This window comes from Kitasatospora hibisci, assembly GCF_043950205.1.
GTDB lineage: Bacteria > Actinomycetota > Actinomycetes > Streptomycetales > Streptomycetaceae > Kitasatospora > Kitasatospora hibisci.
On record NZ_CP171642.1, the window covers coordinates 1,646,201 to 1,661,160 of the forward strand.

Annotated in this window: 15 protein-coding genes; 8 read left to right on the forward strand and 7 right to left on the reverse strand. The window is 75.2% G+C overall.

Annotated elements, in window-relative coordinates:
* Nucleotides 1–29 precede the first annotated feature (29 nt).
* Both ACF9IK_RS06995 and ACF9IK_RS07000 read left to right on the forward strand, forming a co-directional pair.
* A complete protein-coding gene (locus tag ACF9IK_RS06995; RefSeq protein WP_395293359.1) occupies nt 30–1,094 on the forward strand; it encodes a PhlD in 1,065 nt (354 codons plus the stop codon).
* A gap of 220 nt (nt 1,095–1,314) precedes the next feature.
* Nucleotides 1,315–1,818 carry a flavoprotein gene (locus ACF9IK_RS07000; RefSeq protein WP_395293360.1) on the forward strand — a complete coding sequence of 168 codons (504 nt, stop codon included), beginning with the start codon at nt 1,315–1,317 and terminating at the stop codon, nt 1,816–1,818.
* Nucleotides 1,819–1,854: 36 nt separating this feature from the next.
* Here ACF9IK_RS07000 and ACF9IK_RS07005 read toward each other — a convergent pair whose 3' ends face one another.
* Nucleotides 1,855–2,430: a TetR/AcrR family transcriptional regulator gene (locus ACF9IK_RS07005; RefSeq protein WP_395293361.1), complete on the reverse strand. Its 576-nt coding sequence runs from the start codon at nt 2,428–2,430 to the stop codon at nt 1,855–1,857.
* Between the two features lie 106 nt (nt 2,431–2,536).
* Entirely contained in the window at nt 2,537–3,559 is a 1,023-nt protein-coding gene (locus ACF9IK_RS07010) for an EamA family transporter (protein WP_395293362.1), read from the reverse strand.
* 263 nt (nt 3,560–3,822) lie between these two features.
* On the opposite strand from ACF9IK_RS07010, the gene ACF9IK_RS07015 reads away from it, so the two are divergent.
* The 6 genes from ACF9IK_RS07015 to ACF9IK_RS07040 all read left to right on the forward strand — a co-directional run bounded on the left by ACF9IK_RS07015 (nt 3,823) and on the right by ACF9IK_RS07040 (nt 8,248).
* Nucleotides 3,823–4,236 (forward strand): gamma-glutamylcyclotransferase family protein, encoded by a 414-nt coding sequence (locus ACF9IK_RS07015; RefSeq protein WP_395293363.1) that lies wholly within the window; start codon nt 3,823–3,825, stop codon nt 4,234–4,236.
* A 140-nt stretch (nt 4,237–4,376) separates the two neighbouring features.
* Nucleotides 4,377–5,642 carry a precorrin-6y C5,15-methyltransferase (decarboxylating) subunit CbiE gene (gene cbiE, locus ACF9IK_RS07020; protein WP_395293364.1) on the forward strand — a complete coding sequence of 422 codons (1,266 nt, stop codon included), beginning with the start codon at nt 4,377–4,379 and terminating at the stop codon, nt 5,640–5,642.
* A complete protein-coding gene (gene cobM, locus ACF9IK_RS07025) occupies nt 5,639–6,400 on the forward strand; it encodes a precorrin-4 C(11)-methyltransferase (RefSeq protein WP_395293365.1) in 762 nt (253 codons plus the stop codon). Before cbiE ends, cobM begins: the two co-directional genes overlap by 4 nt.
* Nucleotides 6,400–7,164: a cobalt-precorrin-6A reductase gene (locus ACF9IK_RS07030; RefSeq protein WP_395298494.1), complete on the forward strand. Its 765-nt coding sequence runs from the start codon at nt 6,400–6,402 to the stop codon at nt 7,162–7,164. Before cobM ends, ACF9IK_RS07030 begins: the two co-directional genes overlap by 1 nt.
* 40 nt (nt 7,165–7,204) lie before the next feature.
* Complete coding sequence (locus tag ACF9IK_RS07035) at nt 7,205–7,708, forward strand: DinB family protein (RefSeq protein ID WP_395293366.1); 504 nt, start codon at nt 7,205–7,207, stop codon at nt 7,706–7,708.
* 33 nt (nt 7,709–7,741) lie between these two features.
* The gene (locus ACF9IK_RS07040) at nt 7,742–8,248 is read left to right on the forward strand and encodes a protein-tyrosine phosphatase family protein (protein WP_395293367.1); all 507 of its coding nucleotides are present in this window, start codon (nt 7,742–7,744) and stop codon (nt 8,246–8,248) included.
* Nucleotides 8,249–8,280: 32 nt separating this feature from the next.
* On the opposite strand, the gene ACF9IK_RS07045 is transcribed toward ACF9IK_RS07040, so the two are convergent.
* The 5 genes from ACF9IK_RS07045 to ACF9IK_RS07065 form a co-directional block, all read right to left on the reverse strand.
* Nucleotides 8,281–9,810, reverse strand: a complete 1,530-nt coding sequence (locus ACF9IK_RS07045) for a UDP-N-acetylglucosamine 1-carboxyvinyltransferase (protein ID WP_395293368.1) — start codon at nt 9,808–9,810, stop codon at nt 8,281–8,283.
* A gap of 138 nt (nt 9,811–9,948) precedes the next feature.
* Nucleotides 9,949–11,214 (reverse strand): cobalt-precorrin-5B (C(1))-methyltransferase, encoded by a 1,266-nt coding sequence (locus ACF9IK_RS07050; protein WP_395293369.1) that lies wholly within the window; start codon nt 11,212–11,214, stop codon nt 9,949–9,951.
* A gap of 255 nt (nt 11,215–11,469) precedes the next feature.
* A complete protein-coding gene (locus tag ACF9IK_RS07055; protein ID WP_395293370.1) occupies nt 11,470–12,987 on the reverse strand; it encodes a precorrin-2 C(20)-methyltransferase in 1,518 nt (505 codons plus the stop codon).
* Nucleotides 12,984–13,610: a precorrin-8X methylmutase gene (locus ACF9IK_RS07060; RefSeq protein ID WP_395293371.1), complete on the reverse strand. Its 627-nt coding sequence runs from the start codon at nt 13,608–13,610 to the stop codon at nt 12,984–12,986. The genes ACF9IK_RS07055 and ACF9IK_RS07060 overlap by 4 nt, the downstream gene beginning before the upstream one ends.
* The gene (locus ACF9IK_RS07065; RefSeq protein ID WP_395293372.1) at nt 13,607–14,821 is read right to left on the reverse strand and encodes a hypothetical protein; all 1,215 of its coding nucleotides are present in this window, start codon (nt 14,819–14,821) and stop codon (nt 13,607–13,609) included. The genes ACF9IK_RS07060 and ACF9IK_RS07065 overlap by 4 nt, the downstream gene beginning before the upstream one ends.
* Nucleotides 14,822–14,960 lie beyond the last annotated feature (139 nt).

A 14,960-nucleotide genomic window follows, 5' to 3' on the forward strand; every position in this document is an offset into this window, starting at 1 on the left:
GCACCGACCGCCTCAGAGGACTCCGCGTCATGCCTACCACCGCCTACCTCAGCCGGCCCGCTCTGGTCGTCGGCCCGCACGTCGTCCGGGCCGAGCGGATCCGGGACGACATCCTCGCCCGCAACCCCGGCTACTCGGCGCGCCAGGCCCAGACCGTCCGGATGGCCCTGGGCAACCTGCCCGGCACCAGGCGGTACTTCCAACCGTACGAGGTGGTCACCGACCCCGGCCGCACCGCCGCCGAGCGCAAGACCACCGTGATGGCCGACCTGCTGGCCGCCGCCGAGCACGCCGCGGCCGCGGCCATGGCGGACGCCGGGGTGGCGGCCGGTGACGTCGACTGCGTCATCGTCACCAGTGCCACCGGGGACGGCGTACCGGGCCTGGACGTCCAGCTGCAGCAGGGGCTCGGGCTGCGCCCCGACGTCAGCCGCCGACCGATCACGCAGCTGGCCTGCGCGGGTGGCGCGCACGTGCTGATCATGGCCGAGGAGTACCTGGCCCGGCACCCCGGGGCGGTCGTCCTGGTGGTCGCCGCCGAGTCGCTCTCCTCGCTCTACCAGGACAGCCAGACCTCGATCGAGGACCAGATCTACAAGGCGCTCTGGGGCGACGCGGTGGCCGCGGCCGTCGTCACCGCGGAGCAGCGCACGGCCGGGCTCCGCCTCGACCACGCCTTCGAGTACACCATTCCGCAGACCACCGACCGGTACCGGAAGCTGACCGACGGGCGCGGCGACCACTTCGCCTCCACCCGCGCCTCGCTGCGCTCCGTCACCGACCTGGGCCCGGCGCTGCTCGACTGGCTGGACGAGCACGGCGGCCGGGAGCTGGACTTCGGCGTGCTGCACCCGGGCGGACCGGCGATCCTCGACCGGCTCGGCGCCCTGCTCGGTCTGGACGGGGAGTTCCTGCGCCACTCCAAGGGGGTGCTCGGCGAGGAGGGCAACCTGGGCGGCGCGACGATCTTCTCCGTCCTCGCGCGTACCCACGCCGCGCCCCCGGCGGACGGGGCGCGCGGGCTGGTCTTCGGCCTCGGGCCGGGCGTCGCGCTGAGCGTGCTGCTCGTCGGCTGGGCCGGTCCGGCGGCCTGAGCCCGGCAGTCCGCGTCCGCGGGCGGGGCGCGGACGCGGGGGCGGGGGCGGGGGTCCTGCCGTCGGGGTCTTCCCTCGGGGCCTTCCCCCGGGGCCTGGGGCGGGCCGGCCGGGACCGGGATGATGGACCCGGCCGCGCCCCGCGGACGGAGCCGTCGGCCAGGAACCAGCACCACCACCCGCGGACACCACCGCCGTCACCACCCCAGGGAGCCCGCCCGTGCCCTTCCTCTACGTCGTCGTCTGCGCCTCGGGCCGCGCGCCCGAGGCGCCGGCGCTGATCACCGCCGCCCAGGCCGAGGGCTGGGAGGTCGGCGCCGTCGCCACACCCGACGCGCTCGCCCTCGTCGACGGGGCCGCGCTCGCCGAGCTGACCGGGTATCCGGTCCGCTCGGCCTGGCGCAAGCCCGGCGAGCCGAAGCCGCTGCCGCCGCCGGATGCGATGGCCGTGGCGCCCGCGACGTTCAACACCGTCAACAAGTGGGCCGCCGGGATCTCGGACACGCTGGCCCTCGGCATCCTCTGCGAGGCGTACGGGCTGGGCGTACCGACGGCCGTGCGCCCCGTCCTCAGCCAGGCCCAGGCCGCCCATCCCGCGTACGCGGACAGCCTGGCGCGGCTGCGGTCGATGGGTGTGCTGGTGAGCGAGGACGGCGACCTCACCGAGGTGCTGGGCCTGCTGCGGCCGGCCCTGGCGGCGTCCCGGGAGCGGTCGGACGGCTGAGCGCCGGGCGTCGGCGCCGCCCGGCGCCCGGCGGGCTCAGGCCGCCGGGACGATCCGCTCGACCAGCGAGTCGATCAGTGCACCGAGCCCGTCCGTGCCCAACACCTCGGGCAGCGTGAGGTGTTCGAGGATCAGACCGGTCATCGCCAGGTAGAGCGCGACGACGGTCCCGCGGTCGCCCGGGAGGCCTTCTCGCAGGTGGTAGGCGATGTTGGCCTCCAGCTCCTCCCGGATCGTTCCGGTGAGGGCGGCGCGCAGCCCGGGCCGCCGGGTGGACTCCAGGCGCAGCTCCAGCATGGCCAGGTAGCCCGCCCGGTCGGCGGTGATCCGGCGCATCAGATCGTGCATCAGGGCGGCGACCAGGGCCCGGTCGCGCGGGGCCCGCAGCAGTTCGGCGATGACGGCCGGGTCCGGGACGAGGCGTCGGTGGATCTGCCGGGCCGTGTGGTCGAGCAGGTCGTCGCGGTTGGCGAAGTAGTTGGACGCCGTCCCGGTCGGGACGCCGGCCTGCACGTCGACCGCGCGGAAGGTGAGACCGCGGGCGCCCTCCCGGGCCAGGACGTCGATGGCGGCATCGGTGAGGGCGGCACGGCGGGCGGGGTTCTGGGCCACGGCGCGGTTTCTCCTTCGGGGGCGGGACAACCACTACAGGCAAAGCACTATAGTTGAAGTGGTTGGGCGCGGAGCGCCGGGCTCACCGGGCGCCCCACCCCGCCTCTCAGCCGCCGGAGAACCGTCGCCACGGGCCCCGCACCGACGTGCGCCCCGATGTCCTCGGCGCGCGGCTGACACTGACCACCAGGCAGACGCCCACGACCACGATCGCCCCGCCCGCCAGGGTGGGACCGGTCAGCGGCTCGGCCAGGACCAGCCAGCCCAGCGCCACCGCCACCACCGGGTTCACGTACGCGTAGGTGGCCGCCAGGGTCAGCGGCGCGGACTGCAGCAGCCAGGCGTACGCGGTGAAGGCGACCAGCGAGCCGACCACCACCAGGTAGCCCAGCGCCAGCCAGGAACGCATGGAGAAGGCGGCCGGGTCCAGTCCGTGCTGCTCACCGCGCGCCAGTCCGATCAGCACATTGCCCAGCCCGCCCACGAGCATCTGGTAGGCGCTCGCCGCAAAGACGTTGCCCGGCATCGGGAGCCGCTTGGCGACGAACGAGCCGGCCGCCCAGGTCAGGGTGCCGCCGACGACCGCGACCACGCCGACCGGCGCGATGTCCCCGCCGATCGCGGGCGCGGAGAGCACCGCCAGGCCGACCAGCCCGAGCAGCACCCCGGTCAGCTCGGCCGGCTTCGGGCGCCCCCCGGCCGCCGCCGTCAGCAGCACCATCCAGAGCGGGACCGCCGCGACCAGCAACGCGGCCAGCCCGGAGGAGATGTGGTTCTCGCCGAGCACCACCAGACCGTTGCCGCCGGTCAGCAGCAGCACGCCGACCAGCGCCGACGACCCCAGCTGCCGGGCACTCACCCGGAGTGCGGCCGTGCCGTGCCGGACCAGGACGACGCCCGCCAGCAACGACCCGGCCAGCACGAAGCGCGCCCCGGCGAAGAGGAAGCCGGGCATCGTCTCCAGCGCGATCCGGATCGCCAGGTAGGTCGACCCCCACACCACGTACACCACGGCGAGCGCCGCCCAGACCGCACCGCCCAGCCTGGCCGGCCCGCCCGCCGCACCCCCGGCCTTCCCCGGCACGGCGTCGACGGGGGTGCTCGACGGGCGCGAAACGGGAGCTGTCATGGGTGTCCCCCTCGGACGGTACTGGCGATTCACCCGTCATGACAGCGCATCAGCGCCGCGAGCGCCAGTAGGTATCACCAGATGATCCGACCGGCCGGTCCGAGGACGGGACGCGGCGGGCGTACCGTGGGCCCCCGAACGCCGGGTCCGCGCCTTCAGGCCCCGTGCCCGCGCACGCTCCGGCTCCTGCTTCCGCCCCTGCCACACGACTCCCGCTTCGACTCCCCTCCCGCCCCTGACCGGCCATCGGAGGTCCGCGTCCCGTGACCGCCCTGCCCTTCTTCGTCTACGGCACGCTGCGCACCGGCGGCGCCAACCAGGCCGTCCACCTCGCCGGGCGGTGCGCCGACGTGCGGCCGGCCGTGTTGGAGAGTGCGGTGCTGCACGCCGGGCCGGGGTACCCCTACGCGGTGCCGGACCCCGACCCGGGCCAACGGATCACCGGTGAGCTGGTGACGATCCGCCCCGGTGCGTACGCCGCCGCGCTCACGGCGCTCGACCGGCTGGAGGACTGCCGGGCCGACGGGACCGGCGAGTACGTTCGGCGCCGGCTGCCCGTCCGGCTGTCCGACGGGCGGACCGCGGACGCCTGGGTCTACCTGGCCGGCCCGGCGGTCGCCGCCCGGTTGCGGCTCCGCCCGGCTCCCGTCGCCTCCGGGGACTGGTTCCGGCGCTGACGGCCCGCCGGGGGCGGCGCCCAGGCCCGGAAGGCCGAGGTCCCGGGTCGGCGGGCGCACGCACCCTGACCTGCCCGCGGCCGTCCACCGCCAGGTAGGCTGCCCCGGCCACCCTTCGCCGACCCCCGAGGAGCCTCCCGGTGCCCGAGCTGCCCCCTCCGATCTCCGTCGTCGGGATCGGGGCCGACGGCTGGCCCGGCCTCGCCGGTACCTCGCGCGCCACCCTGCGCGAGGCCGAGGTGGTGATCGGCGGCCCGCGGCAGCTCGCGCTGCTCCCCGAGGACGAGGTGGCCGCCGCCCGGGTGCCGTGGCCGTCCCCGCTGCGCCCGGCGGTGCCCGGAATGCTCGCCGAGCACGCCGGCCGCCGCATCGCCGTACTGGCCAGCGGCGACCCGATGTTCCACGGCATCGGCCGCACCCTCACCGAGACGGTCGGCGCCGACCGGCTGCGCGTCCTGCCGCACCCCTCCTCCGTCTCCTACGCCTGCGCCCGGCTCGGCTGGCCGTTGGAGGCCACCGAGGTGGTCAGCCTGGTCGGCCGGCCGCTGGAGACCCTGGCGCTCGCCCTGCACCCCGGCCGCCGACTGCTCGTCCTCAGCGCCGACGCCGGCACCCCCGCCGCCGTCGCCGCCCTGCTCACCGCCCGGGGCCACGGCGCCGCCCGGCTCCGGGTGCTGGAGCAGCTCGGCGGGCCCGGCGAGCGGCAGTCGGACGGTCCGGCGGACGGCTGGCCGCACCCGCCCGGTGACCCGCTCAACCTCGTCGCGGTCGAGCTGCCCGCCGACGGCCCCCGCGGCTCGCTCGTTCCCGGTCTGCCCGACGCCGCGTACGAGAGCGACGGCCAGCTGACCAAGCGCCACGTCCGCGCCGCCACCCTCGCCACGCTCGCCCCCGCCCCCGGCGAACTGCTCTGGGACGTCGGCGGCGGCTCCGGCTCGATCGCGATCGAGTGGCTGCGTGCCCACCGCGACAACCGGGCCGTCAGCATCGAGCGGGACCGCACCCGGGCCGAACGGATCTCGGGCAACGCGGCCGCGCTCGGCGTACCCCGGCTGCAGGTGGTCACCGGCCCCGCGCCGGCCGCACTGGCCGGACTCCCCACCCCCGACGCGGTCTTCGTCGGCGGCGGTCTCACCGCGCCCGGCCTGCTGGAGGCGTGCTGGGCCGCGCTGCCGGCGGGCGGCCGGCTGGTCGCCAACACCGTGACGCTGGAGTCCGAGGCCCTGCTCACCGCGTGGTACCGCCGCCACGGCGGCGAGCTGCTGCGGATCGCCACCGCGCACGCCGTGCCGGTGGGCGGCTTCACCGGCTGGCGCCAGGCGATGCCGGTCACCCAGTGGTCCGCCGTCAAGCCCCACGACCTGCAGCACGACCCCCAGCACGACCTCCAGGAGGACGCCTCGTGACCGTCTACTTCATCGGAGCCGGCCCGGGCGCCGCCGACCTGATCACCCTGCGCGGAGCGCGGCTGCTGGCCCGCGCCGACGTCTGCCTCTACGCGGGCAGCCTGGTGCCGCGCGAGCTGCTGGACGCGTGCCCGCCGGACGCCCGGCTGGTCGACACCGCCGACCTGGACCTGAACGCCATCACCGCCGAGCTGGTCGCCGCCCACCGCGACGGCAAGGACGTGGCGCGGCTGCACTCCGGTGACCCGTCGGTCTTCAGTGCCGTCGCCGAGCAGATGCGCCGCCTCGACGCGGCCGGCGTCCCCTACGAGGTCGTCCCCGGCGTGCCCGCGTTCGCCGCGGCCGCGGCCGCGCTCAAGCGCGAACTGACCGTGCCGACCGTCGGTCAGACCGTCATCCTGACCCGGATCGCCAAGCGTGCCACCCCGATGCCGGAGGGCGAGGACCTCGCCACCCTCGGCCGCAGCGGCGCCCTGCTGGTGCTGCACCTGGCCGCCGGCTACGTGGACGACGTCGTCGAGCAGCTGCTGCCCCACTACGGCGCCGACTGCCCGGCCGCCGTGGTCGCGATGGCCAGCCGGCCCGACGAGCTGGTGCTGCGCGGCACGCTCGCCGACATCGCCGGGCAGATGAAGGAGGCCGGGATCGTCCGCACCGCCGTGATCATCGTCGGCCGGACGCTGGCCGCCGAGCAGTTCCGCGACAGCCACCTCTACTCCGCTGACCGCGAGCGGCCGCACGAGCCCTGCGGGGCGTGATGGCGCACCACCTGCTGATCCTCGGCGGGACGACCGAGGCGCGGGAGCTGGCCGGCGCGCTGGCCGGATCGCTGCTGCGGGTCACCAGCTCCCTCGCCGGGCGCGTCGCCGAACCGCGGCTGCCGGCCGGGGAGGTCCGGATCGGCGGCTTCGGCGGGCCGGACGGGCTGGCCGCCTGGCTGCGCACCGAGCGGGCGGACGCCGTCGTGGACGCCACCCATCCGTTCGCCGCGGCCATCTCCGGCAACGCCGCACGGGCCGCCGCTGCGACCGGCGTACCGCTGCTGGCGCTGCGCCGTCCGGGCTGGACCGCGGTGGACGGGGACCGCTGGCACCCCGTGGCCGACCTGGACGCGGCCGCCGCCGCGCTCCCGGCGCTCGGCCGGCGGGTCTTCCTCACCACCGGCCGGCAGGGCATCGGTGCCTTCGCCCACCTCGACGGCCTGCACTTCCTGGCCCGCTCGGTCGACCCGCCCGAGCCGCCGATGCCCGCCGCCCTGGACGTCCTGCTGGACCGCGGCCCGTTCACCCTCGACGGCGAGCGGGCGCTGCTGCGCGAGCACCGGATCGACGTCCTGGTCACCAAGGACAGCGGCGGCGCCGCCACCGCGCCCAAGCTCACCGCCGCACGCCAACTCGGCCTGCCCGTGGTGGTCGTGCAGCGCCCGGCCCCACCGGCCGGCGTCCCGGTCGCCGAGTCCGTCCCGGCGGCACTGGACTGGCTGGGCCGCCGGTTCGACGGGCCCGGCGGCGACCTCCGGTAAACACGTACCGCTTCCCGTTCCGGCCTGCCACGATGCTCCGATGAGCGACTTTCCACGCACCCGGACCGAGCAGACCGCCGACGAGCGCGCCACCCTCACCAGCTTCCTGGACTTCCAGCGGGACACCCTCGCCATGAAGTGCGCCGGGCTGACCACCGAGCAGCTGCGGGCGCGGGTGCTGGCGCCGTCCGAGCTCTCGCTGCTCGGGCTGGTCCGCCACCTCGCCGAGGTCGAGCGCGGCTGGTTCCGCAACACCTTCGACAACGAGGCCCGGCCTGGCTTCTGGAAGCACCCGGACGGCAGCTTCGCCGAGTTCGACGTCGACACGGCCGATCCGGAGGAGGCGTTCGCCGTCTGGCGCGGCGAGTGCGACCACGCCCGGGAACTCGTCGCCGCCGCCGAGTCGTTGGACGCCCTCGGACACCGCGGCGAGGAGGCCTTCTCGCTGCGCTGGATCCTCACCCACATGATCGAGGAGTACGCCCGTCACAACGGCCACGCCGACCTGCTGCGCGAACACCTGGACGGCGAGACCGGCGAGTAGCCCCGACACACCGGAACGAGCGACGGAGAACCGATGCCGACCCGCCAGAAGGACCGCGACACCCCCGGGCCACCGGAGCGGTGGAGCGAGATCGCGCACGGGCTCTGGATGGGCGGGCACTTCGTCACCCCACCGGGCCGACCACTCGAACCGGTCATCGTGGAAGGGGAGTTCGACCTCGTGGTCAGCCTGTTCACCCGGGCCGGGCACGGGCCGGCGCCGGGGGTGGAGCACCTGGTCCGCGAGCTGCCGGACGGTCCTCTCTCCGCCGGGCAGCTGCTGGTCGTCGAGGAGGCCGCGGTGTCCACCGCCGAGGCCGCCCGGCAGGGGCGGCGCGTCCTGGTGCGGTGCCACTCCGGCTACAACCGCTCCGGCCTGGTGATCGCCCAGGCGCTGGTCGAACTCGGCCACCAGGCCGACCGGGCGGTGGAACTGATCCGCGAGCGGCGTTCGCCGTGGGCGCTGAACAACCAGCTGTTCGTGGAGTACCTGGTCGGCGGATTGAGCACAGCTGCACTGCCGGCCGGCCTCGACGGGTGAGGCCGGCCGGCAGCACATCAGTCGATCGACCGTCAGATGTCGCGGAAGGTCTCGATCTGGGCGCCGATCGAGTTGAGGCGCTCGGCGAGGTCCTCGTAGCCGCGGTTGATGACGTACACGTTGCGCAGCACCGAGGTGCCCTTGGCGGCGAGCATCGCGAGCAGGATAACCACGGCCGGGCGCAGTGCCGGAGGGCAGACCATCTCGGCGGCGCGCCAGCGGGTCGGGCCCTGGATCAGGACGCGGTGCGGGTCGAGCAGCTTGATGTCCGCCCCGAGCCGGGTGAGTTCGGTGAGGTAGATCGCGCGGTTGTCGTAGACCCAGTCGTGGATCATCGTGGTGCCGTGGGCGGCGGCCGCGATCGCGGCGAAGAACGGCACGTTGTCGATGTTGATGCCCGGGAAGGGCATCGGGTGGATGGTGTCGATCGGTGCGGTCAACTTGGACGGGCGCACGGTGAGGTCGACCAGCCGGGTGTGGCCGTTGTGGGCGCGGTACTCCGGGGTCCGGTCGTAGTCGAGGCCCATGCCCTCCAGAACCGCGAGCTCGATCTCCAGGAACTCGATCGGCACCCGGCGGATGGTCAGCTCGGAGGAGGTGACGACGGCGGCGGCGAGCAGGCTCATCGCCTCCACCGGGTCCTCGGCCGGGGTGTAGTCGACGTCGCAGGTGATCTCGGGCACGCCGTGCACGGTGAGGGTGGTGGTACCGATGCCCTCGATCCTGACGCCCAGCCGCTCCAGGAAGAAGCAGAGGTCCTGGACCATGTAGTTGGGGCTGGCGTTGCGGATGACGCTGACGCCGTCGTGCCGGGCGGCGGCGAGCAGGGCGTTCTCGGTGACGGTGTCTCCGCGCTCGGTCAGCACGATCGGCCGGTCCATCGGGGCGCCGGGCTCGACCGAGGCGTGGTAGGCGCCGCCGGTGGTGGCGACCTCCAGGCCGAACCGGCGCAGCGCGGCGAGGTGGGGCTGGACGGTGCGGGTGCCGAGGTCGCAGCCACCGGCGTACGGGATGGCGAACTTGTCGGCGCGGTGCATCAGCGGGCCGAGGAACATCAGCACGCTGCGGGTGCGGCGGGCGGCCTCGACGTCCATCGCCGCGAGGTCGAGCTCGGCGGGCGGGGTGAGTTCGAGGTCGCGGCCGTCGTTGGTCCAGCGGCTCTTGACGCCGATGCTGGTGAGCACTTCCAGGATGCGGTAGACCTCTTCGATCCGGGCGACCTGCCGAATGGTGGTGCGACCGGTGGTCAGCAGCGAGGCGCAGAGGATCGCCACGCAGGCGTTCTTGCTGCTGCGGACGTCGATCGCGCCGGAGAGCCGGGTGCCGCCGGCGACCCGCAGGTGCATCGGACCGGCGTAGCCGAGCGAGACGATCTCACTGTCCAGCGCTTCGCCGATGCGCGCGATCATCTCAAGGCTGACGTTCTGCTTGCCCTGCTCGATGCGGTTGACCGCGCTCTGGCTGGTGCCGAGGGCCTCGCCGAGCTGGGCCTGGGACCAACCACGGTGCTGACGCGCGGTACGGATGAGGGTGCCGATACGGGTGAGGTAGTCGCCTGTCACCCGGCAGACCATATCTCATGGCTGAGATAGCAATAGAGTCAAGGGCAAGAACTGCGCCACATTTGTCCACTTTTGGCCCCGTGTGAACGTCAGATCTTCACATCATGGCGACGGTTCACTCCCCCGGCAAAGGGACGGTCAGGCCGGGGCGGGCCCCAGCGGCTCCGCCCGGCCCACGACGGTGCCGGCCCGGTCGATGCAGATGACGTCCACCGCGACCGGCGAGCCGACCAGCACACCCAGCGCGGTGGCCCGGGCCGCCTCGGCGACCAGGTCACCGAGCGGCACGCCGGCTGCCCGGCAGAGCTGGATGGCCTCCAACGCGGTGTTGGCCGCGGCCACGGCCTGCACCAACTCCGGGCCCGCGCCGCCCCGACCGGCCAGCTCCGCCAGGAAGCCCTTGTCCACCTGGGAGCGCGCCGAGTGCAGGTCGAGGTGGCCCGCGGCGAGCTTGGAGAGCTTGGCGAAGCCGCCCGCGATGGTGAGGCGGGGCACCGGGTGGCGCTTGAGGTACTTCAGGACGGCGCCGGCGAAGTCGCCCATGTCCAGCAGCGCGTCCTCGGGCAGGCCGTGCTCGGCGACCGCGACCTTCTCCGAGGTGGAGCCGGTGCAGCCGGCGACGTGGGTCCGCCCGGCGGCGCGGGCCACGTCGACCCCGCGCCGGATGGAGTCGATCCAGGCCGAGCAGGAGTAGGGGACGACGATGCCGGTGGTGCCGAGGATGGAGAGGCCGCCGAGGATGCCCAGCCGGGGGTTCCAGGTGGAGCGGGCGATCTCCTCGCCGTGGTCCACCGAGATCTCCACCACCACGTCCCCGGCCGCGCCGAACTCCGCGGCCACCTCGGCCACCGCGTCCCGCATCATCTGCCGGGGCACCGGGTTGACGGCGGGCTCGCCGACGGGCAGCGGCAGGCCGGCCTTGGTCACCGTGCCGACCCCGGGCCCGGCCCGGAAGACCACCCCGGAGCCGGGCTCCCCCGCCCAGACCGTGGACCGGATCAGCGCACCGTGGGTGACGTCCGGGTCGTCCCCGGCGTCCTTCACCACCCCGGCCGTAGCCCGTCGGCCGCCGGGCCCGTCCGTCAGCCGCTCGGCGGCCAGGGCGAAGGCGGGCTGCTGGCCCTTGGGCAGCGTGATCACCACCGGGTCGGGGAACTCGCCGGTCAGCAGCGCCTGGTACGCCGCCCTGGTCGCCGCGGTCGCGCACGCCCCGGTCGTCCACCCGTGCCGCAGCCCGCTGCTCCGCAGCTGCCCGGCCCGACCACCGACCTCACTCACGACCGCTCCTCGCTCCGCACCCTGTTCCCGGACGCCTCCATCCTCCCTGCTCGGCCCGGCACCGACGCAGCTGGGGGAGCCGTCTGCGCGGGCGATCGTGTACGAGCTCCCACGAACCGCCGCCATCACGGGCGCGCGGAGGACGGCCGAGCCCGGACAGGGCCCGTACGGTCTCCACACCACCGGAACGGTCGCTTCGCCCGGGCACAGGCGGCTCGGGGCCGGCGGCCACCGGGTGGTCCACGCCGTGGACGGCGGGCGACCCGTCGTACCGGTGATCCGGATCGGACGTCGTTCGGCGGTGTACCGCGGCCGGGAACCGCGGAACGAGGCGACCACGGCCAGGGGGCGGGGCCGACGGCCCCGGCCCCGCCCGCGGTCTCACGCCTCCGGGTAGCGGCGCGGCGTCCAGACGACCTCGGTGGCGTTGCCGCGTTCGACGGCCCGGGTCTGGGAGGACCCGATCAGCAGGATGGTGCGCATGTCGACCTGGGTGGGGTCGAGGTCGCCGAGGCGGACCGTGCGGACCCGCTCGGTCGGGCCGCCGACGTCCCGGGCCATGACCACCGGGGTCTCCGGCGCGCGGTACTCCAGCAGGAGGTCCCGGGCGCGGCCGACCTGGGTGGTGCGGGACTGCGAGCCGGGGTTGTAGAGGGCGAGCACCAGGTCCGCCGCGGCGGCCGCGCGCAGTCGCCCGGCCACCACGTCCCAGGGCTTGAGCCGGTCGGAGAGCGAGACCACCGCGTAGTCGTGACCGAGCGGGGCCCCGGCGCGGGAGGCGGCCGCGTGGGCGGCGGTCATCCCGGGCACGATCCGGACCGGGACGTCCCGGTAGGCCTCCTCGCAGGCCACCTCCAGGACGGCGGTCGCCATCGCGAACACGCCCGGGTCGCCGGAGGAGACCACCGCGACCCGGTGGCCGCGGCGGGCCAGGTCGAGGGCGAACTCGGCCCGCTCGGACTCCACCTTGTTGTCGGAGCCGTGCCGCTGCTGGCCGGGGCGGACGGGCACCCGGTCCAGGTAGGTGGTGTAGCCGACCAGGTCGGTGGCGGCGGCGAGGGCGCCGCGCGCCTCGGGGGTGAGCCAGAGCGGACCGGCCGGGCCGGTGCCGATGACGGTGACGCTGCCCGTGCCGTCGGCGAGCCGCACCTGCGGTTCCAGCGGCGCGACCTTGCTGGGCAGCACGGCCACCGAGAAGTACGGCACGGTCTCCGCCTCCACCTCGGCCAGCGGCGCCGTGCGCTCGCCGTCCATGAAGGCGCGCTCGACGTACTGGGCGTCCTCCAGCCGGCCGGCCCGCTCCAGGGCGCGGCGGACGGCCGGGAAGGTCCGGCCCAGCTTCATGATCACGGCGGACTCGGCGGAGGCGATCCGGGCCGTCAGCTCCTCCTCGGGCAGGGTGCCCGGGATGACCGTGAGCGTCTCCTCGGCCTCGGTGAGCGGCTGGCCGAGCCGGGCCGCGGCGGCGCTGACGGAGGTGACGCCGGGCACCACCTCGGTCGGGTAGCGGTGCGCCAGGCGCTTGTGCATGTGCTGGTAGGAGCCGTAGAAGAACGGGTCCCCCTCGGCCAGCACGACGACGTCGCGGCCGGCGTCCAGGTGGGCGGCCAGCCGGGCGGCGGCCTCCTCGTAGAAGTCGTCGAGGGCACCCCGGTAGCCGCCCGGGTGGTCGGTGGTCTCGACCGTGACCGGGTAGACCAGCCGCTCCTCGATCTGACCGCCCGTCAGGTACCGCTCGGCGATGGACCGGGCGATCGAGCGGCCGTGCCGGGCGCTGTGGTACGCCACCACGTCGGCCTTGCCGATCAGTTCGGCGGCGCGGACGGTGACCAGGGACGGATCACCCGGGCCGAGCCCGACCCCGTACAGCCGGCCCGTAATTGCCTGATCGTCCGTCACTCTTCCTCGCTCGCAATCGCGTTGACGGCGGCGGCGGCGATCGCGCTGCCGCCGCGCCGGCCGCGCACCACCAGGTGCTCCAGGCCGGACGGGTGCACGGCCAGGGCCTCCTTCGACTCGGCCGCGCCGATGAAGCCGACGGGGACGCCGATCACCGCGGCCGGGCGCGGCGCGCCCTCCTCGATCAGCTCCAGCAGCCGGAACAGCGAGGTCGGCGCGTTGCCGACGGCCACCACCGCGCCCTCCAGCCGGGGCAGCCACAGCTCCATGGCGGCGGCGCTGCGGGTGTTGCCCATCTTGCGCGCCAGCTCGGGCACCGACGGGTCGGTGAGGGTGCAGACCACCTCGTTGTCGGCGGGCAGCCGCTTGCGGGTGACGCCGCTGGCGACCATGTTCACGTCGCAGAGGATCGGCGCACCGGCGTGCAGTGCGGCGCGGGCCGCGGCGACCACGCCCGGCGAGTACACCAGGTCCTCGACCAGGTCGGTCATGCCGCAGGCGTGGATCATCCGCACCGCGACCTGGGCGACGTCCGCGGGCAGGGCGGCCAGCTCGGCCTCGGCCCGGATGGTGGCAAAGGACTGGCGGTAGATGGACGCGCCGTCCTTCTCGTACTCGATCACTTCGTGGTCCTCCGGGCCTCGGCGACCGCCTCGGCCATCTCCTCGTTCGTCACATCCACGGCGGTGCCGCGCCCCTGCGGCGCGCCCGCCACCGTCACCCGGTATCCCTGCCCGGTCGCGAGTACGTCGACCCACTGCCCGGTCGGGTGGCCGCAGCGCCGGTCGCACCCCGACCAGTGCACCGGCAGGCCGGCGGCCGGTGCCTCGGCCAGCGCCCGGGCCGCGTCGGCACGGACGTCGGCCAGGGACTTCGCGCAGCCCGGCAGGCCGGTGCAGGCGCTCGCACCGTCCCAGCCCGCGCCGGTCGCGGTCCGGAAGCCGGCCGCGTGGAGGCCGGCCAGCCGCTCGGCAGGCGCGCCGGGCAGCACCACCGCGCGCCACGGGGTGAGCCGAAGCTCGCCCTCGGCCGCGTCGACCAGCGCCCGCCACGCGGCGGCGCCGCAGCGGCCGAAGCGCAGGCCGACCGCCAGGCCGCCGGGCAGTGCGCCGAGCGCCGGGGGCGCGGCGGCGAAGGCCGGCAGCTCGGCCGTGCCCGGCGCCAGCAGCCCCGGGACCTCCCGCAGGTGCCAGGCCGTACGGCCGGTGGCGCGCAGCACGTCCAGGAACTCCCGGGCAGCCGCCAGCGCCGCGTCCACCGCACGGTCGGCCGGCACCGGGCGCGCGGTGGCCGCGTTCCCGAGGCGCAGCAGGGCGGCGCCGGCCGGGCCTGCGATCAACGTCACATCGGCGTTCAGCCCGGCCACGTCCCCGCGCCCGTCGTCCAGGACGAACAGGAACTTGCCGGACAGCCCGGTCGCCCACGGGCTCGCGCAGAGCTTCGCGTCCAGCTCGCGCGCCCAGGCCCGCACGTCGGCGTGGCCGGCGCCGGGGCCGGGGGAGGCGACGATGTTGCGCACCCGCTCGTGGGTGTCGGAGGGCAGTAGTCCGACGGCCCGCAGCCGGGCGCCGAGTTCGGCACCGCAGCCGGCGGCGAGGCCGCGCAGCTGGACGTTGCCGCGCGAGGTGACCTCCAGGTCGCCGTCGCCGAGCGCCGTCGCGGCCTCGGCCAGCGCGATCGCCTGACGCCCGGTCAGCAGACCGCCGGGCAGGCGGACCCGTGCCAGGGCTCCGTCGTCGGCGGTGTGCAGACGAAGGGCCCCCGGACAGGCGTCCGCGCGGCCCCGGTCGGGCGCGCCGGCGCCCGGCGTCGTGGCGTCGGGAGTCGGTGGCATGGCCGCGAGCATACAGATGATCCGATCGGTTGCCCCCGTACTCCCGGTCACACTCCCGGCCGCACTCCCCCAGCTCAGCCGCACCCCGTACGATGCTGCCGGGCGCCCCGCGCGGGCCGCCCGCACGCCAGCGACGGCG